Origin of the sequence: Streptomyces glomeratus, assembly GCF_021462825.1 — a bacterium.
Lineage (GTDB): Bacteria > Actinomycetota > Actinomycetes > Streptomycetales > Streptomycetaceae > Streptomyces > Streptomyces glomeratus.
The window spans coordinates 1-18,617 of the sequence record NZ_JAKEEB010000009.1; the positions used below are offsets into that span (position 1 = coordinate 1).

General features: G+C 71.5%; 16 protein-coding genes and 1 pseudogene. 7 read left to right on the plus strand and 10 right to left on the minus strand.

Annotated features, from left to right (window positions below):
* Positions 1–457 precede the first annotated feature (457 nt).
* A pseudogene (locus LZ604_RS36560) lies at positions 458–865 on the minus strand (ISL3 family transposase); the annotation flags it as partial.
* Positions 866–936: 71 nt separating this feature from the next.
* Here LZ604_RS36560 and LZ604_RS12850 point away from each other — a divergent pair.
* Complete coding sequence (locus LZ604_RS12850; RefSeq protein WP_234515184.1) at positions 937–1,266, plus strand: hotdog domain-containing protein; 330 nt, start codon at positions 937–939, stop codon at positions 1,264–1,266.
* Between the two features lie 66 nt (positions 1,267–1,332).
* Entirely contained in the window at positions 1,333–2,133 is an 801-nt protein-coding gene (locus tag LZ604_RS12855; RefSeq protein WP_234515185.1) for a crotonase/enoyl-CoA hydratase family protein, read from the plus strand.
* Positions 2,134–2,222: 89 nt separating this feature from the next.
* On the opposite strand, the gene adh is transcribed toward LZ604_RS12855, so the two are convergent.
* From adh to xylB, 5 genes are all read right to left on the minus strand, one after another.
* The gene (gene adh, locus LZ604_RS12860) at positions 2,223–3,746 is read right to left on the minus strand and encodes an aldehyde dehydrogenase (protein ID WP_234515186.1); all 1,524 of its coding nucleotides are present in this window, start codon (positions 3,744–3,746) and stop codon (positions 2,223–2,225) included.
* A 145-nt stretch (positions 3,747–3,891) separates the two neighbouring features.
* On the minus strand, positions 3,892–5,208 hold the full coding sequence (locus LZ604_RS12865) for a GAF domain-containing protein (protein WP_234515187.1): 1,317 nt from the start codon (positions 5,206–5,208) through the stop codon (positions 3,892–3,894).
* A 91-nt stretch (positions 5,209–5,299) separates the two neighbouring features.
* Positions 5,300–5,914 carry an N-acetylmuramoyl-L-alanine amidase gene (locus LZ604_RS12870; RefSeq protein ID WP_234515188.1) on the minus strand — a complete coding sequence of 205 codons (615 nt, stop codon included), beginning with the start codon at positions 5,912–5,914 and terminating at the stop codon, positions 5,300–5,302.
* A gap of 414 nt (positions 5,915–6,328) precedes the next feature.
* The gene (locus LZ604_RS12875; protein ID WP_234515189.1) at positions 6,329–7,537 is read right to left on the minus strand and encodes an ROK family transcriptional regulator; all 1,209 of its coding nucleotides are present in this window, start codon (positions 7,535–7,537) and stop codon (positions 6,329–6,331) included.
* On the minus strand, positions 7,534–9,000 hold the full coding sequence (gene xylB / locus LZ604_RS12880; RefSeq protein ID WP_234515190.1) for a xylulokinase: 1,467 nt from the start codon (positions 8,998–9,000) through the stop codon (positions 7,534–7,536). The genes LZ604_RS12875 and xylB overlap by 4 nt, the downstream gene beginning before the upstream one ends.
* Before the next feature lie 198 nt (positions 9,001–9,198).
* Here xylB and xylA point away from each other — a divergent pair, with 198 nt between their 5' ends.
* Positions 9,199–10,365 carry a xylose isomerase gene (gene xylA / locus LZ604_RS12885; protein WP_234515191.1) on the plus strand — a complete coding sequence of 389 codons (1,167 nt, stop codon included), beginning with the start codon at positions 9,199–9,201 and terminating at the stop codon, positions 10,363–10,365.
* Positions 10,366–10,694: 329 nt separating this feature from the next.
* Entirely contained in the window at positions 10,695–11,030 is a 336-nt protein-coding gene (locus LZ604_RS12890; protein ID WP_234515192.1) for a hypothetical protein, read from the plus strand.
* A 104-nt stretch (positions 11,031–11,134) separates the two neighbouring features.
* On the opposite strand, the gene LZ604_RS12895 is transcribed toward LZ604_RS12890, so the two are convergent.
* The gene (locus LZ604_RS12895; protein ID WP_234515193.1) at positions 11,135–12,472 is read right to left on the minus strand and encodes an esterase-like activity of phytase family protein; all 1,338 of its coding nucleotides are present in this window, start codon (positions 12,470–12,472) and stop codon (positions 11,135–11,137) included.
* Positions 12,473–12,989: 517 nt separating this feature from the next.
* On the opposite strand from LZ604_RS12895, the gene LZ604_RS12900 reads away from it, so the two are divergent.
* Positions 12,990–13,172 (plus strand): tail-anchor membrane protein, encoded by a 183-nt coding sequence (locus LZ604_RS12900; RefSeq protein WP_234515194.1) that lies wholly within the window; start codon positions 12,990–12,992, stop codon positions 13,170–13,172.
* A 52-nt stretch (positions 13,173–13,224) separates the two neighbouring features.
* Here LZ604_RS12900 and LZ604_RS12905 read toward each other — a convergent pair whose 3' ends face one another.
* Entirely contained in the window at positions 13,225–14,601 is a 1,377-nt protein-coding gene (locus tag LZ604_RS12905) for a tannase/feruloyl esterase family alpha/beta hydrolase (RefSeq protein WP_234515195.1), read from the minus strand.
* A 326-nt stretch (positions 14,602–14,927) separates the two neighbouring features.
* Entirely contained in the window at positions 14,928–15,770 is an 843-nt protein-coding gene (locus LZ604_RS12910; protein WP_234515196.1) for a hypothetical protein, read from the minus strand.
* A gap of 276 nt (positions 15,771–16,046) precedes the next feature.
* Here LZ604_RS12910 and LZ604_RS12915 point away from each other — a divergent pair, with 276 nt between their 5' ends.
* Positions 16,047–16,952 (plus strand): oxygenase MpaB family protein, encoded by a 906-nt coding sequence (locus LZ604_RS12915; protein ID WP_234515197.1) that lies wholly within the window; start codon positions 16,047–16,049, stop codon positions 16,950–16,952.
* Positions 16,953–17,053: 101 nt separating this feature from the next.
* On the opposite strand, the gene LZ604_RS12920 is transcribed toward LZ604_RS12915, so the two are convergent.
* Positions 17,054–17,653, minus strand: coding sequence for a class I SAM-dependent methyltransferase (locus LZ604_RS12920; protein WP_234515198.1), 600 nt, complete (start codon positions 17,651–17,653; stop codon positions 17,054–17,056).
* A 152-nt stretch (positions 17,654–17,805) separates the two neighbouring features.
* Between LZ604_RS12920 and LZ604_RS12925 the strand changes: the two genes are divergently transcribed.
* Positions 17,806–18,579, plus strand: a complete 774-nt coding sequence (locus LZ604_RS12925) for an MHYT domain-containing protein (RefSeq protein WP_234515199.1) — start codon at positions 17,806–17,808, stop codon at positions 18,577–18,579.
* Positions 18,580–18,617: the final 38 nt, after the last annotated feature.

Here is an 18,617-nt window from a genome sequence, read left to right on the forward strand (position 1 = left end):
TACGTCCGGCTGGGGCACCCGCCGCAGCAGGCGCGGGCAGGGGCCACGCTCCTCGTGTCCGGCCTGCGCGGTCTGTGCCAGGACCGCTTGGTGACCCATGACGCCGCCCGCACCGACGAGGCCGCTCACCGACTCATCAGGGACGCAGTCACGACGGCCGACTGAGCCTGCGCCCCCAACCACTTCGGGGTCCCGGTATCACCCGCACTCGCGAAGCAGGCTGGTAGTCCGTTCCTGCGGGTTAGTCCATGGATGACACCCCGCTTGGTGGCGTAGCCGACCAAGATCAGGGCGTACGACCTGCAGACCACCGCCCTTGCTGACTTGAGTCAAGGGAATTCGACAAGCCCCAGCCACCCCCACCACCTCTGCAACCCTCTCCGGCCTCCTGGCCGGCTCGGTCATCCTGTCCGCAGGGGCCGGCGCCCACGCTGCCAGCAGCCAAATGCAGGCGAGTGATCTGTACGTGGTTAGCGTGGACGGCGTCTGTCCATGCCGGCAGGCTGTTTCCGCCGAGGTCGCAGACCATGCGCGCGAAGGCATGCACGTGGCTGCGGGCGGCTGTGAACTCCGGGCATCGGCTGAGTACTTCACCCAGCTGGCGTTCTTCGTCGTCGCGCAGGTGCTGCGGGGTCCACATGATCCAGTTGGTGACCTGTTGCGGTTTGAGTACCGGGGCCGGCGACCGGATCGAGCCGAGGCCGGTGCGAAGCGGACGGAGGTAGCGTCGTACCGCTTGTGGGGTTCGTCCCGGGTAGCCCTGGGTCTGGATCTCGCGGAAGAGGCGGGAGGTGATCGTGGCAGACACCCCGCTCCAGTCCCGGAACCCGTACGGCGTCCACCGGACGCGAGTCGAGTGGATCGACACCGATGCGGGGGGGCATCTACCACAACAGCGCGGTTGTCCGATTCGTGGAGGCGGCAGAGGCTTCTCTCATGGACGAGGTGGGTCTTCACGACTACTTCCCGGTCGCACCGCGCGTCCACTACGAGGTCGACTTCGAGTCACCGCTCTTCTTCGGCCAGGACGTGTGCACGGTCGTGGAGCTGGCACGGATCGGCACCGCTTCGATGACCTTCGTCTTCGAGGTGTGGGGCGAGGAGTTCCGGGGACTGCCGCGGCGCCGGGCCGCGCGCCGCCGGTATGTGACCGCGCACAGCGACCGTAACCACCACAGTGGCGCCAGGAGCGCGCCCTGGCCCGAAGAGTGGGTCGCCGCGCTGCGCGGACCGATGCGATCGCGGGAGGTGCCCTCGCCGTGCTGACCGGCACGAGCGCCAGGAAGCGGCCCCCGGGCCACACCGAGCCTCGACACGCACCTTGGAGGAACCATGAGCGCCACGCCTGAGAACGTCCCCACCGTCACGGTCGAGCGGGACGGACACGTGCTGCTGATCGGCCTGAACCGCCCGGCCAAGCGCAACGCCTTCACCCGGCAGATGATCAGCGAGCTGTCGATCGCCTACGGACTGCTGGAATCGGACGACGACCTGTGGTGCGGAGTGCTGTTCAGCCACGGCGACCACTTCACGGGCGGCCTGGACATGCAGGACGTCGGCGGCGACCTCGCCTCGGGAGGCTTCGAGATCCCGACCGGCGGCCGCGACCCCTGGCGGCGCGACGGAACGTGGTCCAAGCCCCTCGTGGCGGCCGCGCAGGGCTGGGTGATGACCGCGGGCATCGAACTGCTCCTGGCCGCCGACATCCGCGTCGCGGCCCGGGACTCCCGCTTCAGCCAGCTCGAGGTCCGCCGCGGGATCTACCCCTTCGGCGGAGCCACCTTCCGGTTCCCCCGCGAAGCCGGATGGGGCAACGCCATGCGCTGGATCCTGACCGGCGAGGAGTTCGACGCCGCCGAGGCCCACCGCATCGGTCTGATCCAGGAAGTCCTGCCCGACGGGACCGCGGCGACCGAGCGGGCCAAGGAGATCGCACGTGTCATCAGTGAACGCTCGGCACCGCTCGGCGTCCGCGCCGCCCTCGCCTCGGCCCACCAGGCCCGCGAGCAAGGGGACGCCGCGGCCATCGCCCAGTTCAAGCCCGACCTCGCCCGGCTCATGACCTCCGCTGACGCCGCCGAAGGCGTCAAGTCCTTCGTCGAACGCCGCGACGCCGTCTTCACCGGCCGCTGACATCCTGGCTGGCCTCCGGAGCGCGCAGCTGCGCGCCGTGGAGGGCGCCTGGCGGGTGTCTTGCGCGGGTCAGGCGCCCTCTTCCGGGCCTAGAAGAAGCCCAGCTTCTTCGGCGAGTACGACACCAGAAGATTCTTCGTCTGCTGGTAGTGCTCCAGCATCATCTTGTGGGTCTCGCGGCCGATGCCCGAGCCCTTGTAGCCGCCGAACGCGGCGTGGGCCGGGTACGCGTGGTAGCAGTTGGTCCAGACGCGGCCTGCCTGGATGGCGCGGCCCGCGCGGTACGCGGTGTTGACGTCACGAGTCCACACCCCGGCCCCGAGCCCGTACAGCGTGTCGTTGGCGATCTTGATGGCGTCGTCGAAGTCGTGGAACGACGTCACCGACACCACCGGCCCGAAGATCTCCTCCTGGAAGATCCGCATCCGGTTGTCGCCCTCGAAGATCGTCGGCTGGACGTAGTAGCCGCCCTTCAACTCGCCGTCGTGCTCGATGCGTTCCCCGCCCGTGAGGACCTTCGCGCCTTCCTGCTTGCCGATGTCCAGGTAGGAGAGGATCTTCTCCAACTGGTCGTTCGAGGCCTGGGCACCGATCATCGTGTCCGTGTCCAGCGGGTGCCCGGTCCTGATCAGCTCGGTGCGGGCGACGGCCGCCTCCATGAACTCGGCGTAGTGCCCTCGCTGCACCAGGGCCCGTGAGGGACACGTGCACACCTCGCCCTGGTTGAGCGCGAACATCGTGAAGCCTTCCAGCGCCTTGTCGCGGAAGTCGTCGTTCGCCGACCAGACGTCGTCGAAGAAGATGTTCGGGGACTTGCCGCCGAGTTCCAGCGTGACCGGGGTGATGTTCTCGGAGGCGTACTGCATGATGAGCCGGCCTGTCGTGGTCTCGCCCGTGAATGCCACCTTGGCGACGCGCGGACTGGAGGCCAGCGGCTTGCCCGCCTCCACGCCGAACCCGTTCACGATGTTCACCACACCCGGCGGCAGCAGGTCGGCGACCAGGCTCAGCCAGTAGTGGATGGACGCCGGGGTCTGCTCGGCCGGCTTGAGGACGACGGCGTTGCCGGCCGCCAGGGCCGGCGCGAGCTTCCATGTCGCCATGAGAATGGGGAAGTTCCAGGGAATGATCTGCGCGACCACACCGAGCGGCTCGTGGAAGTGGTACGCCACGGTGTCGTCGTCGACCTCGCCAAGCGAACCCTCCTGCGCCCGGATCGCGCCCGCGAAGTAGCGGAAGTGGTCGATGGCGAGCGGGATGTCCGCGGCCAGGGTCTCCCGGATGGGCTTGCCGTTCTCCCAGCTCTCGGCCACCGCGAGCCGCTCCAGATTGGCCTCCATCCGGTCGGCGATCTTCCGGAGGATGTCGGAGCGCTCGGTCACCGACGTACGGCCCCAGGCGGGCGCGGCGGCGTGTGCCGCGTCCAGCGCGCGCTCCACGTCCTCCGCGGTGCCCCGGGCGACCTCCGTGAACGGCTGTCCGTTCACCGGCGTCGGATTCTCGAAGTACTGGCCGCGGGCCGGCGGCACGTACTCACCGCCGATGAAGTGGTCGTAGCGGGCCTGGTAGGAGACGATCGCGCCCTCGGTGCCGGGCGCTGCGTAACGGGTCATGCGGGTCTGCCTCCCGGGAAGGCGCTGCCCGCCGTTGGGCAGCTCTCGGCGCGAGGCTAGGCGCGCGGACGTTGCGAGTACGTTGCGCCGCGCCCTCCGGACCTCCGGGAGCTGCCGCCCGGCTCCTCAGCGAGTTCCCGGCACCTCAGCGGGGTCCCGCCGGACGCGCCCATCCCGCCGGTGCCGCGAGCTCCGACTCCAGCTCGTCCAGCCGCGCCCGTACGGCCGCCGTCGGCCGCACCGTCGCGAGCGCCCGCCAGACGTCGAGGTCGTCCTCTCCCCACGGTGTGTGAGCCCAGTCCGCCAGCAGATCGGGGTCGCGGTGGGCGATGAGGGCCGTCCGCAGCCCATCGGCCAGCCTTCGCCGCAGCACCGCCACCGCCGGTGCCAGCGAACCCGGCAGCAAGGGTCCCGGGTACGCGGCCGCGGCTTCCGCGAACGCCCCCGCCGCCAACCGGCGCTCCACCACCGCGACATCGGAGTCGACCGGGGCCGTCAGCCGGTAGGGGCGTGAGGCCAGCAGACCGGGGCCGAGTATCCGGCGCAGGCGTGCCAGCTCGGCGCGCAGCGTCACCGGTGTCACCGACTCGTCCTCGTACAGCGCGCACAGCAGCCCGTCCCCGCTCAGCCCCTCGGGGTGCCGGGCCAGCAGCATCACGATCTCGCTGTGGCGGCGGCTGAGCCGGATCTGCCGGCCGCGGGTGCGCAGCCGTGCCTCATCGCGGCCCAGCGCGGTCAGCTCCAGCGTGTCCGCCGGGGCCCTGACCGGTGACAGCAGCGCCAGCTGCGACTCGGCCGCCCGCGCCACCGCCTGGACGAACCCCAGACTGTGCGGGTGCGCGAGCCCGTCCCCACCGGTGATGTCCAGCGCGCCGAGCACCCGCCCGGTCCGCGGATCGTGCACGGGCGCCGCCGCGCACGTCCACGGCTGGACGCGCCGTATGAAGTGCTCGGCCGCGAACACCTGCACCGGCCGGTCCACCGCGACGGCCGTCCCCGGTGCGTTGGTCCCCACCGCCGACTCCGCCCAGCGCGCCCCCGGTACGAAGTTCATCCGGTCGGCCCGCCGCCGTGTCGCCGGATCACCCTCGACCCAGAGCAGCCTTCCCTGCGCGTCGCACACCGCCAGCAGATGCTCGCCGTCCGCCGCGAACGGGCCCACCAACTCGCGGATCAGCGGCATCACGCGTGCCAACGGGTGCTCCGCCCGGTAGGAGCCGAGGTCACCGTCGGACAGCTCCACGCGAGCGGTGCCGTCCGGCCCCACGCCCGCCCGAGCCGAGCGCCGCCACGAGTCAGCCACCACCGGACGTACCTTCCGCGCGACCGTCCCCGCCGCCGTGAACGACTCATGGGCGCGGCGCAGCTCCCGCACCCGCTCGACGGGATCGGCCCCCGGCTCCAGGGCCACCCACGGATCGGTCAAGGCGGCCTCCCGGGACGGCGATGTGGTCGGGGACATCGTCACTCCCGGCGGGGACGCCGACAACCGTCCGGACAGCGATCCACGCGAACGAGACGGAAGAAACCACCGCGGACCCCGACTCAGGCTGTCAGGCGAGGTTCACAAGTCTCATGTAGCGAGCCCAGTCCCAGTTCGGCCCTGGATCGGTGTGGTCCGTCCCGGGGACCTCGTAGTGCCCGATGATGTGCGCTCTGTCCCTGGGGATGCCGTACCGCGTGCAGATGGCCGCCGTGAGCCTGGCCGACTCCTCGTACAGGGCGTCCGTGAAGTACCCGGGCCGTTCCACCCACCCTTCGTGCTCGATGCCGATGCTGCGTGTGTTGTAGTCCCAGTTGCCGGCGTGCCAGGCGATGTCGTGCTCGCGGACGCACTGGGCGATGTGCCCGTCCGCCGACCGGACGACGTAGTGCGCGGACACTTTCTTCCGCGGGTTCTGGAAGATGCCGAGCGTGCTGGTGTAGGTCGCCTGCGTCACATGGAGGACGACACGGTCCAGCGGCTGGCTCGCGGGCCGGTCCGCGGGTGTGTAGTTGGCGGAGTCCGCCGAGAGCCAGTCGGCGGGGGCGTGGTCGACGGTCCGGGGACGGGCGCGCGCCGGAGCCGACGGGAGCAGCACATAGGGGACCGCGGCGAGGGCCGCACCCTTCAGCAACCGTCGTCTGCTCGTCAAGGAGCCGGCTTGCTGCGACTCGACTCGTTTCATGAGGAGAGCGCCTTCCGTACCCGAAGTTCCGAAATGTATCGATCTCGTGTCTCGTGTACTCAACGCCCCGGCGCGGCCGTCGTTTCGCGTGTCCGGGTGTGGATCTCGTGTCGCCTCGCGTGTGCGCCCGGTGATTGCCCGATCGGCGCGGCTCCCGCATGTGCGGTCGCCGTCGTAAACGTGACCCGTCTCGCCCGTCATGTGAACCCCCCCGATTCGACTCGCACGCAACCGCCGCCCGGCGGCTGCGTCTTGCGTGCATCACGTTACGGTGCCCGGCGGTCGCTCCGGGGGAGCCCGGTGTCTTCGGTGGACAACGTGGGAACTGTGGAAAACTCCGCCACCCGTTGGAGGGAGGGCGCCCCGATTCATCGAGGTCCGGTCATCGAGGTCCGGGCGGCGGCTCGGGGCCCCTCAGTTCCGCCCGGCCACCGCCGCCGGATCGTCGAGCACCGCTCGCACCACCGAGTGCGCGGCGCCCAGCAGCGGCCCTTCCGGACCCAGCCGTGAGACGGTCACGGCACACGCCGGTCCGGCCGTTCGGCGCGCCAACTCCCGTTCCAGGGAGGGCCGGAGCCACGGGGCGAGCGCGGCCAGCGCTCCGCCGAGCACCACGGCCTGCGGGTCCAGCAGGTTCACCGCACCGGTCAGCGCGATGCCGAGTGCGGTCCCGGCGCCGCGCAGGGCAAGGCGTACGTCCTGGTCGCCCTGCGCGGCGAGTTCGGCCAGCAGCGCCACGCGGTCCTCGCCGGGTGACAGCCCGGCCGCACGCAGCACCGCCTCCTCGCCGGCGTACTGCTCCAGACAGCCGCGCCCGCCGCACGCGCACTGCGGTCCCTCCGGGCGCACGGGCACATGGCCCAGCTCGCCCGCGAAACCGCGGGTGCCGCGCAGCAGCCGCCCGTCCACCACGACGGCGCCACCGATGCCGATCTCCGCCGAGACATGCAGGAAGTCGCGTGGTGTGTCGTCGCCGAGCCAGAGCTCCGCCAGAGAGCCGAAGTTGGCCTCGTTGTCCACGGTCAGCGGCAGTTCCGGCGGCAGGAGCGGGCCCAGGTCGACGTCGTGCCAGTCGAGGTTGGGGGCCCGGACCACGGTCCGGGCGTCGCGCGCCACCAGACCCGGCACCGCGACCGCCAGCCCCGCGGGCCACAGTCCTTCCCGCTCCGCCTCGGCGACGACCTGCCGCACCAGGCCGGTCAGTTCGACGAGCACCGGCTGCGGGGAGCGGCCCCGGTTCGTGCCGTGCCGCACCGCCCGCGCCCGTACGATCCCCCGCAGATCCACCGCGCACACCGCCAGGTGGTCCACCCCGATCTCCGCGCCGATCCCCGCCGGGCCGTGTCCGCTGACGGCCAGGGCGGAACCCGGGCGTCCCACCCGGCCGGGACGTTCCGGCCCCAGCTCCTCGAGCAGCCCCGACCTGATCAGCTCGTCGACCAGGGTGGAGACCGCCGCCCGGGTCAGCCCGATCCGTGAGGCGACCGCGGCGCGCGACAGGGGCCCCTCGGCGCTCACGGTGTGCATGACCCGCGCCAGATTGCGGCGGCGCATGCCCTGCTGGGTGTCGGGCAGCCGGCGGCCGGGGCCGGACGGATGGGTCTCGTGCAGTGGTGCGGTCATGCCTCCCTCGGATCCCGCCGGTGCCGTTCCGGTTCCCGCTCCAGCAGCGGCGCCGCGTCGGAGAGTACCCCGGCGATCCTGGTCAGGGTCGCCTCGTCCCGCTCCACGGCCTCCAACACCGGGCCACGGGCGGTGTCCCAGCGCCGGGCGACGGCGGCGGGGTCCTCACCGGTCAGCAGTCCGGCGGCCTGCGCGGCGGCGCCCAAGGCGACGAGTTCCCTGGCCTGGGGCACCTGCACGGGACGCCCCGAGAGGCGTCGTACGGTCTCCTGCCACGCCGCTCCCCGCGCGCCGCCACCGATGAGCAGCAGCGGAGCCATGCCGTCCACATCCGTGTCGAGCACCAGGTCGAGAGCGCCGAGCAGGGAGTGCACGGCGCCGTCGTAGGCGGCCTGGAGCAGCTGCTCCGCGGTCGTGTCGTGGCGCAGGCCGTGCAGCAGGCCCGACGCATGCGGGAGGGCGGGGGTGCGCTCGCCGTCGAGGTAGGGGAGCAGTGTCACTCCCATAGCCGGCTCGACGGCCTCACGGTCCAGGCCCAGCAGGGTGGCGATCCGGTCGACGGCGAGTGTGCAGTTCAGGGTGCAGGCCAACGGCAGCCAGTCGCGGTGTGCGTCCGCGAAGCCCGCCACGGTCCCGGTCGGGTCGGCGGGGCGTCGTTTCGAGAGGGCGTACACCGTGCCCGAGGTGCCGAGGCTCAGTACCGCAGTCCCGGGGCGCAGCCCGAGGCCCAGCGCGGCCGCGGCGTTGTCACCGGTGCCCGGGGCGACCAGGGTGCCCTTCGAAAAGGGCAGGTCATGGGTGTCGCGCACGGTACCCGCCACTTCTCCGGGCCGGACCACGCGCGGCAGCAGGGCCGGGTCCAGGCCCACATGGGCGAGAATCTCCTCGTCGTACGCCTCGGTCGCCGATGCCCACCAGCCCGTGCCGGACGCGTCACCACGGTCCGTCGTGCCCCGCCCGGTGAGGCGTTCGGTCAGATAGTCGTGGGGCAGCCGTACGGCCGCCGTCGCGCGGACGGCCTCCGGCTCGTGCTCGGCCAGCCAGGCCCACTTCGTGACCGTGAAGGACGGGCCGGGGACGCTTCCGGTGCGTTCTGCCCAGACCTTGGGGCCGCCCAGCTCCTCGACCAGCCGGCGGGCCTGCGGAGCGGACCGTACGTCGTTCCACAGCAGGGCCGGGCGCACCGGGTCGCCGTGTGCGTCCAGGGTGACCAGACCGTGCTGCTGGCCGCCGACCGACACGGCGGCGGCCTCGTGAGCCGGTTCTCCGCACTGGTCCAGGGCCTCGCACAGGGCCTCCCACCACTGGCGGGGATCGCTTTCGCGGCCCGGCCCCGCCGAGACGGTGTGCGGTGCCTGACCGCTCGCCACCACCCGTCCGGTCGATGCGTCGACGACCAGGGCCTTGGTGGACTGGGTGGATGAGTCCACCCCGACGACGAGCGGACCCTCGGCTGCTGACATCGGGCTCTCCCTCTTCCGCGGCTCGCGGGATTTGGCCTGCCGGCGGGGCGTGCCGGGGCAGGGACGGCCCCGGGTCCGCCCCTTGTCACCGTACGCAGTCCCCGTAGGGGGACACACCGTCTCTTCCCAGAGACGCCTCCGCATACTAATTTGTTAATCGCCATGACGAAATAGTCCCAGCGAGCAAGGAGCCGCGGCATGAGCCACCAGCCCACCCCCGAGGACAGGTTCACCTTCGGCCTGTGGACCGTCGGCTGGCGGGGAAGGGACCCGTTCGGCGACGCCACCAGGCGCGCCCTGGACCCGGTCGAGACGGTGCAGCGCCTCGCCGAGCTCGGGGCCTACGGCGTGACCTTCCACGACGACGACCTGATCCCCTTCGGGTCCCCGGACAGCGAGCGCGAAGCGCACATCAAGCGATTCCGTCAGGCGCTCGACACGACCGGGATGACCGTGCCGATGGCCACCACCAACCTCTTCACCCACCCCGTCTTCAAGGACGGCGCCTTCACCGCCAACGACCGCGACGTTCGCCGCTACGCGCTGCGCAAGACCATCCGCAACATCGACCTGGCGGTGGAACTCGGCGCCAGGACCTACGTCGCCTGGGGCGGCCGGGAAGGCGCGGAGTCCGGGGCTGCCAAGGATGTGCGGGTCGCACTCGACCGGATGAAGGAGGCCTTCGACCTCCTCGGTGAGTACGTCACCACCCAGGGCTACGACCTGCGCTTCGCCATCGAACCAAAGCCGAACGAGCCGCGCGGTGACATTCTGCTGCCGACGGTCGGTCATGCACTTGCCTTCATCGAGCGTCTGGAGCGCCCGGAGCTGTACGGCGTCAACCCCGAGGTGGGTCACGAGCAGATGGCCGGGCTCAACTTCCCGCACGGCATCGCTCAGGCCCTGTGGGCGGGCAAGCTCTTCCACATCGACCTCAACGGCCAGTCCGGCATCAAGTACGACCAGGACCTGCGCTTCGGAGCGGGCGATCTCCGGGCCGCTTTCTGGCTGGTCGATCTCCTGGAGAGCGCCGGTTACAGCGGGCCGCGCCACTTCGACTTCAAGCCGCCGCGGACCGAGGACCTCGATGGCGTGTGGGCGTCGGCGGCGGGGTGCATGCGCAACTACCTGATCCTGAAGGAGCGTTCGGCCGCCTTCCGTGCGGACCCCGAGGTCCGGGAGGCCCTGCGCGCGTCCCGCCTGGACCAGCTGGCGCAGCCGACCGCCGCGGACGGGCTGCAGGCGCTGCTCGCGGACCGCGGTGCCTTCGAGGAGTTCGACGTAGCGGCGGCCGCCGCGCGCGGAATGGCCTTCGAGCGCCTGGACCAGCTGGCCATGGACCATCTGCTCGGCGCCCGCGACTGATCACCGGGGCTCGTCCTCCTCTGCCGGCCCCGGCACGGAATGCCGCGGAACCGTGCGATCCGTCAGATGAGTCCGCATCAACTGCCGGGTAGGGGTCGCATCATGGCGGGTTGGGGGCGATTCTTGACGGTATGGCTATGCCGCCGATGCCACCCGGCCCGCCGGAAGACACGCCGCCCTGGGACGACGACCGAACCGGTCCGCCACCCGGAGGACATGGCTTCCCTCCCGGGGGCTACGGTCCGCCGCCCGGCGGCGGTCACGGGTCGTCGGGTGGCGGCCGGTCGTCGTGGGGTGGCGGCCGGTCGTCGTGGGGCGGCGGTGACGGGATGCCGCCGGACCCGCCGTCGGGCCGCCCGCGCCGCCCGGCCCTCTTCCTCGTGCTCTCCGTGATCGTGGCGCTGGGGATCATCGCGTTGGTCCTGATGGTGCACAGCGGCGACGGATCCCCGAAGGAGAAGCCGAGTCCCGGGAGCACGAGCCGGTCGGCCGCTCCGTCCCTGGGCATCCCGACCGCATTTCCGACCGCACTGCCCTCACGGCTGCCCTCGGGCCTGCCGACCACGCTGCCGTCGGGGTTCCCCAGCGCACTGCCCAGCGGCTTTCCGACCGCCGTCCCGAGCGGCATCGAGTCGCTTTTCGCGGACGTGGCGGCAACGCCGTGACCAAGCGCCGTCCGGGGCGGTAGTGAGCGGCGGAACCGCCGCGTACGCCACGCGCGCGTGCGCCCGATGTGCGGAGCACACGCGCGTGGCGGACGGCGACGCGCTCAGACCCCCTTCGGCAGCCGCACGTACACGACCGTCGTCTCGATGCCGCTGTCGACCAGCCGGCCCTGCGCGTCGAACGCGCCCGAACCGTCCGTCATCCCGAAGTCGTTGTCGTTGACGAGTGCGAGGGTGTGGTGATCCACGCGCGCGATGCCCTCGATCTTCCCGGGCACGCCCTCGACCTTGCCGAGATCGACGACCAGTCGCTTGTCCAGCACCGGAACGCCGGAGGCGGCCGGGTCCTCCAACTGCTCCAGGGACGGGGAGGTGGTGTCGTCGTCGTAGGGGCCACCCAGGATGTCCGCGCTCCGCGTGAGCCGGACCAGCTGGAGCCGCGCCGCCTTGTCGGTGCGCTCCTCGACGAGGAGCCTGTCACCTCCGACGGCCACCACGGAGGAGATCCTCAGCTCCGAGGTGTCGTCCTCGCTCGGGTCCACGACGTTCACCGGGTCGAACCGGTACGCGTACTCCGCGGTCACGGCCCGCTTCCTCGGGGAGAAGCGCAGCAGACGTGTGGTGCGCGAGGCGTCCCCCGCGGTGCCGTCGGGCAGGGACAGCGGGCTCTGCAGGGCCATCACCAGATCCCCGTCGGGGAGTTGGGCGAGTCCTTCGAAGCCACGGTTGCCCTTCCGGTGCAGAAGGACGGACGGCAGCGCCTCGACAACCGGGTAGTCGGTGCCGGTCAGGTTCAGGCCCTTGGGCACGTACCTCGTGAGGACCTCCCCACGTGCGGAGACATGGATCAGCGACGGTCCGTACTCGTCGACGAGCCAGAAGCTGCCGTCCTCGGCCCGCACCACACCCTCGGTGTCGAGGCCGTCCGGGTTGTACGCGAGCGCCTTCTGCGCGTCGTAGGAGTACGGCGCCTCGTCCCGGCCCCGCTGGTTGGGCAGCCCGGTGACGGGCTTGCCGGAGGAGGTGGTGAGGGGGATCGCAGCGAGCACCTTCACGCTGTTGCCGCAGACGCGGATCTTCACGATCGCCGGGTCGAAACCGGGCACCGGGAAGGTCCGGCGCTTCTTGCCGTCCACCTTGATCTGGCCGTTCGGACCCCGGTCCGTCACGGTCCAGAACTCGCCCTTGCGGCCTGCCGGGTAGATGTCGCTGCCGATCCCGCCGAGGTCGATGCCGTGGTCGTCCCCCACCGTGCCGGGCAGCAACGCGTTGCTGAACGCGCCCAACGGGATCTCCCCGAGCGTGGCGGTGCGCGTCACCTCCGGCTGGTCGCCGTGTGCGCTCGCGGTGCCGGTGACCGCGAGGGCGGCCAGGACTGCGAGCGGTACGCTCGCCGCGACTGAGCGGTGCACACGGCGTCGACCGGCTGCATGCGGGGACATCGGGGCCTCCTGGGGCACAAGTTCGTTGACAGCGGCCAGAGTTGGCCCCGATGCGGAACACCGCGCGACGGCCGGGTGAACGCGAGGCGTCGGCCGTCGATCGGGTCGACGCCCGGCCTGGGGAACCGCGCCCGACACCTGCGCGGGCGTGCGTCCAGTGGGCCTGTCGTGGATGATCGAGGTGGACCTGTCAGGAGCCTGCACGGGACACCCAACAGTCCCGTCACGGGGTGGGCGGCCCTGCAGAGATGAGCGGGCCCGGCGCCCTGCAGAGATGAGCGGGCCCGGCGCCCTGCAGAGATGAGCGGGCCCGGCGCCCTGCAGAGACGGGCGGGCCCGGCGGCCTGCAGAGACCGGGCGGGCCGGTCAGGGACGGGCGAGCGGGTTTCTCAGTGGTGAGTGAGGGATCCGCCTCAGGGTCGTCTCAGGGCCGTCTCAGGGTCACGGCCGGGAACCGCGCGCAGGACGCACCCGTTCTCCCAGCAGAGAGCGGCACTGACCGCGAAGGAGGCGGCACATGTCGAAGAACGCGAAGATCGCCACGGGGGGAGTGCTCGTCGGACTCCTCCTGTGGATATGGCTCCCCTGGTGGGCTGTCCTCCTGATCATCGTGGGAGTCCCCACGGCCGCGTACCTCACCCTGGACCCGTCCCAGCGGCGCAGGCTGCGCCGGGTGACACGCAAGGAACTCGGCCGCTGAGGACCAGGGGGTTTCGTTTGGGACGCCGCGGACCCGGGCTGATCCAAGCCCCCTAGCGGTCCGCCGCCTGCCCCGCCAAGGCGCAGGAGTCGACCACGTCGCCACCCGCGGGCCTGCCGACGGTACGGTCCGCGGGCGGTCGCTCGCCCCGCTCCACCCACGCGGTGAGCGCATCGAAGGCAGCGCGGTAGCAGGGCAGGATCGGCCGCAGCCGATCGGGAAAGGAGTCGTACAGCCCGTCGACGTGGGTACCGCCCTGGACGGTGTAGAAGCGGTGCAGCGGTCCTCGCCCGCTTTCCCGCACCATGCGCGCGTACACGTCCGAGTCCGTGGCCTTGGGCAGCAGCACATCCAGGTCGCCGTGCAGCGTGATCAGTGGTCTGCCGATCCGCCCGGTGAGCGCGACACGGGCCACCGCGCGCCGCACGGACGCGGGCCGCGCCGCATAGTCGTACGCCGCGTCCGAGGGGCAGGGGGCAAGGATCTGCTCCGCCGTCGACCCGGCCGACGGACCGGGACACGCGGCGTCGTACGAGGGGTCGAACTCGGCGCGGTAGATCTTCTGGGTGACACCCCAGTACGCCCTCTCGTGGTACGGCCACAGGAATTCCGACCCACGCGGGTATCCCGCGGCGTACAGATCCTCGTCCCGGGCCGAGCCAAGTATGCGGGCCACGGCCACCGGCAGTGACGTCAGGAGGCCCGGACCCTCCACCGTCCACAGCGCGCCCTCCCAGTCCACGCCGCCGTCGTAGAGCTCGGGGTGGTGTTCCAGCTGCCAGCGCGTGAGGTAGCCGCCGTTGCTGATGCCGGTCATGTACGTGCGCCGGGGAGCGCGCCCGTAGCGCTCGGCCACCACACGCTTCGCGGCGAGCGTGAGCTGGGTCGTGCGCCGGTTCCATTCGGCGACGGCATCGCCGGGCCGGGTCCCGTCGCGGTAGAAGTCCGGCCCGCTGTTGCCCTTGTCGGTCGCCGCATACGCATAGCCCTGGGCGAGCACCCGGTCGGAGATCGCCGTGTCGGTCGCGTACTGCTTGCGGGTACCGGGGGCTCCCGTCACGACGAGGCCGCCGTTCCACCGGTCGGGCAGCCGGATCACGAACTGGGCGTCGTGCCGCCAGCCGTGCGTGGTGTTGGTGGACGAGTCGTCCGGGAAGTACCCGTCGATCTGCAGTCCCGCAACGCCCGACGGATTGCGGGTCTCCCTGGCGGTCAGGCCGGCCTGGTCGGCCAGGTCCGTGTACGGAGTCCCCGCGAGCCCGGATGTCGTCAGATCGTCCAGACAGGCGCTCCGCTGGAGCGCCGCACCCGGTACCCGCACCCGCTCCTGCCGGTCGCAGCGGTCACCGCCGGCGGCCGCCGCGGGGCCGGTGAGAGCCGAGGTCAGCAGAGCGGCGGCGCAGAGAGCGATGCTTCGGGACAGGCGCACGGAAGCCTCCGGGATACGACGGGAGTGGAACGGCTGCCCATGCTGCGACCACAGAAGCTCTTCGGCCATGGGCGCGGGCCACATGGAGACCGACGGGCGTGTGGGGGCCGAGGACGCATCTCCCACCGTTCGCGCCAACGGGGATGTCCCGTCCGCCGCGCTGCGCTCTGTCCGTCGCGCTGCGCTTTGTCGACAGTGCTACGCGCGACCACCGTGTGGTGCCCGGTCCTCTGCCCCAGACCCGGCCACGGCGCCCGGTGCTCTGCGCCAGGCCACGGCGTTGCGCCGGCCCACGGCGTCCTCCGCCCCGTCTCCGGTTCCGCCCCTCAGGCCGGGCGGACCGCCAACTTGTCCAGCGCCTCGAGCAGTCCGGGCAACTTCGCGCCGCGGCCCACGGGGACCACCTCGCCGGGCTTCCCGTCGAGCAGCAAGAAGGCGATGTCGTCGGTTCTGGCCACCATGGACCAGCCGGGCCCGTCCGCGCGCAGGGTGCGGGCGTCGCCCGGTGCGAAGGAGGAGCGGACACGGCCCAGCGGCGGGGGAGTGTCCACGTAGGCATGTGCCTCCGCGAGGGCGCGGCGGATATCGGCGCCGGCCTTCTTGCCACCGCTGTCGTCGGCGTTCTCCGCCTCTTCCCCGTCCGGTACCGCAGGCTCTGCGGATGCGAAGAAGTCGTCGCCGAGCTGCTCGCGCCACACCGACCACTGGAGCGCGACCGCGTCGGCCCCCAGGCGCCGTTGCGCCGGACCCCAGGTTTGGGTGTCCGGCGGGGAGAGCGGCTCGCGGTCGGTGAGCCCGGGAGCTGGGTCGTGCGGCGCCGGCAGACCCGGGGCCGCGACGGCCACCGCCAGGGGCCACCCCGGCAGTGCGGCGACGACCGTGCGCTCGTCCGGCGACAGCTCGTACTCCATGCCGCAGTCCCAGGAGGCGATAGCCACGGCCACCAGCGACACGTCGTCGATGACCACGGTCCAGCGCGCACCGTCGCCGTCCTGGCCGAGCACGAGGCCGTACCCGTCGGCCACGGGCGGCAGGTCGAGCGCCGCACAGGCCGCCGGATAGTCGTCGCCGAGCACGCTCGGGAACTGCGCGGGTGTCAGCAGAGCCGCCGTCAGCACATACAGCGCGTCGTCCTCGGCGGCGACGGCGTCCTCGTCCGTCCCGGCCATGCCGTCCTCCTGTGGGTTCGTTCGTCGGCGCACCCTAATGCGCCCGCCAGCCGGTTGTCACGAGTGCGAATCACACGAGGAACCGCAGTTCTCCGGCTGGAACGGGGCGAAACGGTCGAGTGCGACCCGACTCGGGCGGTGGACGGGCCGAGCGGCGTGCGCGCGGCCGCCGATGGCGCCTCGTCGCGCTCCCGTGCCGCCGCGGTCTTCTTGTTCGCATGCCGCCCGCGCTCTTCCACGTAGAGTTGGAACGCGGTGGCGGAAGGGGGACGGACGGTGAAGCGCTTCGAGCGGCTCGAACGGATCCGGCGCCTGGATCCCGAGAAGGACGCGCCGGAGATCTATCGGCTCAGCGCCGCCTACGAGTTCCCCTGGGACTACACGCGCGCCCTCGAGCTGGCCCTCTACCGCACGTACGCCGTCCCCTCCATCGGCCGGCTGCTCGCCGAGACCGCGGAGCTGACAGATCGTACGCAGAAGAGATACGACGACACCTCGCTGCTCCTCGACACCGTCGTCGAGTACGGCTTCGACAGCGAGGAGGGCCGGACCGCCATCCGCCGCATCAACCAGATGCACCGAAGCTACGACATCAGCGACGACGACATGCGGTATGTGCTCTGCACCTTCGTGGTGATGCCCAAACGGTGGATCGACGCCTACGGATGGCGCAGACTGTCCCGTCACGAGGCCGTCGCTTCCGCCGTTCACTACCGCACCCTGGGCCGGCACATGGGCATCAAGGACATTCCGGAGACGTTCGAGGAGTTCGAAACCTGCCTCGATGCCTACGAGGCGGCCCACTTCGCCTGGGACCCGGCGGCCCGGCAGGTGTCCGACGCCACTTTGGACCTGATGGCCTCCTGGTATCCGAGCCCGCTCGCACCCCTGCTCCGCCGTACGACGCTCGCCCTGCTGGGCGACTCACTCCTCGGTGCCTTCCGGTACGAGCCGCCGAGTGCGGTCACGCGTGCGCTGGTGCGCCGTGCGGTCCGCGCCCGCGGCCGTATCGTCCGTCTGATGCCGCCGCGCCGCGCTCCGCACTTCGCGAGGCAGAACTGGGAAATCAAGGGCTACCCCAACGGCTATCGCATCGCCGATCTCGGCACCCGTCCCGTCCCCGGTGTGAGAGGCTGCCCGGTCCGCAGGGAACAGGATTCGGCGGCCACCCCCGCCGAGTGATCCGGGTGCAGTCCGTCGCCTCCCGGTTGGGCTGAGCGGTGACCTCGACGGTGGGTCGGGGTCCACAAGCAGGCGATACCGCTTCGTGAACCGTGCCCAGTTCAGCCCTTCCGCTCGGCCAGGGCGAGGAAGCGGGCGTCCTCGTCGACGTACGACGTCATACGCCAGCCGGAATCCGCCAGCAGAGGGCGCAGGTTGGACTCGGCGCGCAGATCGCCGGCAGTGATCTGCCGGCCCTGGCGGGCCGCGAGGGCCGCCCGGCCGATCGGATGGAAGAGCGCCAGCCGGCCGCCGGGCCGCACCACGCGAGCCAACTCCCGCAGGTTCCCGAGCGGGTCGGGAAGATGGGCGATGAGACCCGCCGCGAACACCGCGTCGAGGGACTCCGTGCGCAAGGGCAGCGCGGCCACGTCGGCGAGCAGCAGCCGTCCGTCGCGGTCCCGTCCGGACCGTGCGGCGGCCTCCAGCATCGCCGGAGTGAGATCCGCGCCGAGGACCACTCCCGACGGACCGACGGCCGCGCGCAGCGGCGGCAGAGCCCGGCCCGTGCCGCACCCGGCGTCGAGCACGCGGTCACCCTCGTGCAGCCCGAGAGCTGTCACCGCTGCAGCGTAGGCCGGGCCGTCGTCGGGGAACCGAGTGTCCCAGTCGGCTGCCCGCGCGGCGAAGAACTCCTGGACGTGTGTGTGGTCGTCGCTCATGTTCCGCATGATTCCTCACCTCCGTGAGGGACACCCCTGCGCGCATGTACGAACGTGAGGCGATCGCTCCAGGGCCTGTCCAGGTCAGATTCCAACACTTTTCGAAATGCGCACCCTTTGTGCCCCCTCGCCGGGGCTAGCGTCCTGCGGCCATGGGACACCTGGACCATGCCACATTCGGCTGGCTGACCCCCGTGCTGTCGTACGTGATGGCGTGCATGGGCGCCGCCCTCGGGCTGCGCTGCACCGTCCGAGCGCTCGGCGCCACCGGCAGGTCGCGTCGCAACTGGCTCCTCACCGCGGCCTCCGCGATCGGCACCGGCATCTGGACCATGCACTTCGTGGCCATGCTCGGTTTCGGCGTCACCGGTACCGAGATCCGCTACGACGTGCCGCTGACCATCCTCAGTCTGCTCGTCGCCGTGATCGTCGTCGGGGTGGGCGTTTTCGCCGTCGGCTACAGCCGGGACCGGACCCGGGCGCTGCTCCTCGGCGGCCTGACCACCGGCCTCGGCGTGGCGAGCATGCACTACCTGGGCATGGCGGCGCTGCGGCTGCACGGGGCGGTGCGCTACGACCCGGTGCTGGTCGCGGCCTCCGTCCTGATCGCGGTGGTCGCGGCGACGGCGGCCCTGTGGGCGGGCCTCAACATCAAGTCACCCGTCGCCGTCACCGTCGCCTCGCTCGTCATGGGGGCGGCGGTCAGCAGCATGCACTACACCGGGATGTTCGCGGTGAGCGTACATGTCGACCCGTCCAGGCAGGCCCTGCCGGGGGCCGCGGCGATGCAGTTCATCTTCCCCCTCGCCGTCGGTCTCGGTTCCTATCTCTTCCTGACCTCGGCGTTCGTCGCACTGTCGCCGACCGCGGGCGAGCGCGAGGCCTCCGCCTCGGCCCAGCGACCGGTCGAGCGCGTCGCCCGCTGACACCGGGCCCCGCAACGGCACGTCCCGACCCACTACGA

Excerpts from the sequence above, each read along its gene's own strand:
- xylB (WP_234515190.1), bottom strand. The coding sequence starts at position 9,000 with ATGTCAGCAGCCGAGGGTCCGCTCGTCGTCGGGGTGGACTCATCCACC.
- xylA (WP_234515191.1), top strand. The coding sequence starts at position 9,199 with ATGAGCCACCAGCCCACCCCCGAGGACAGGTTCACCTTCGGCCTGTGG.
- LZ604_RS12925 (WP_234515199.1), top strand. The coding sequence starts at position 17,806 with ATGGGACACCTGGACCATGCCACATTCGGCTGGCTGACCCCCGTGCTG.
- LZ604_RS12920 (WP_234515198.1), bottom strand. The coding sequence starts at position 17,653 with ATGAGCGACGACCACACACACGTCCAGGAGTTCTTCGCCGCGCGGGCA.
- LZ604_RS12890 (WP_234515192.1), top strand. The coding sequence starts at position 10,695 with ATGCCGCCGGACCCGCCGTCGGGCCGCCCGCGCCGCCCGGCCCTCTTC.
- LZ604_RS12895 (WP_234515193.1), bottom strand. The coding sequence starts at position 12,472 with ATGTCCCCGCATGCAGCCGGTCGACGCCGTGTGCACCGCTCAGTCGCG.
- LZ604_RS12870 (WP_234515188.1), bottom strand. The coding sequence starts at position 5,914 with ATGAAACGAGTCGAGTCGCAGCAAGCCGGCTCCTTGACGAGCAGACGA.
- LZ604_RS12850 (WP_234515184.1), top strand. The coding sequence starts at position 937 with ATGGACGAGGTGGGTCTTCACGACTACTTCCCGGTCGCACCGCGCGTC.
- adh (WP_234515186.1), bottom strand. The coding sequence starts at position 3,746 with ATGACCCGTTACGCAGCGCCCGGCACCGAGGGCGCGATCGTCTCCTAC.
- LZ604_RS12900 (WP_234515194.1), top strand. The coding sequence starts at position 12,990 with ATGTCGAAGAACGCGAAGATCGCCACGGGGGGAGTGCTCGTCGGACTC.
- LZ604_RS12875 (WP_234515189.1), bottom strand. The coding sequence starts at position 7,537 with ATGACCGCACCACTGCACGAGACCCATCCGTCCGGCCCCGGCCGCCGG.
- LZ604_RS12865 (WP_234515187.1), bottom strand. The coding sequence starts at position 5,208 with ATGTCCCCGACCACATCGCCGTCCCGGGAGGCCGCCTTGACCGATCCG.
- LZ604_RS12910 (WP_234515196.1), bottom strand. The coding sequence starts at position 15,770 with ATGGCCGGGACGGACGAGGACGCCGTCGCCGCCGAGGACGACGCGCTG.
- LZ604_RS12855 (WP_234515185.1), top strand. The coding sequence starts at position 1,333 with ATGAGCGCCACGCCTGAGAACGTCCCCACCGTCACGGTCGAGCGGGAC.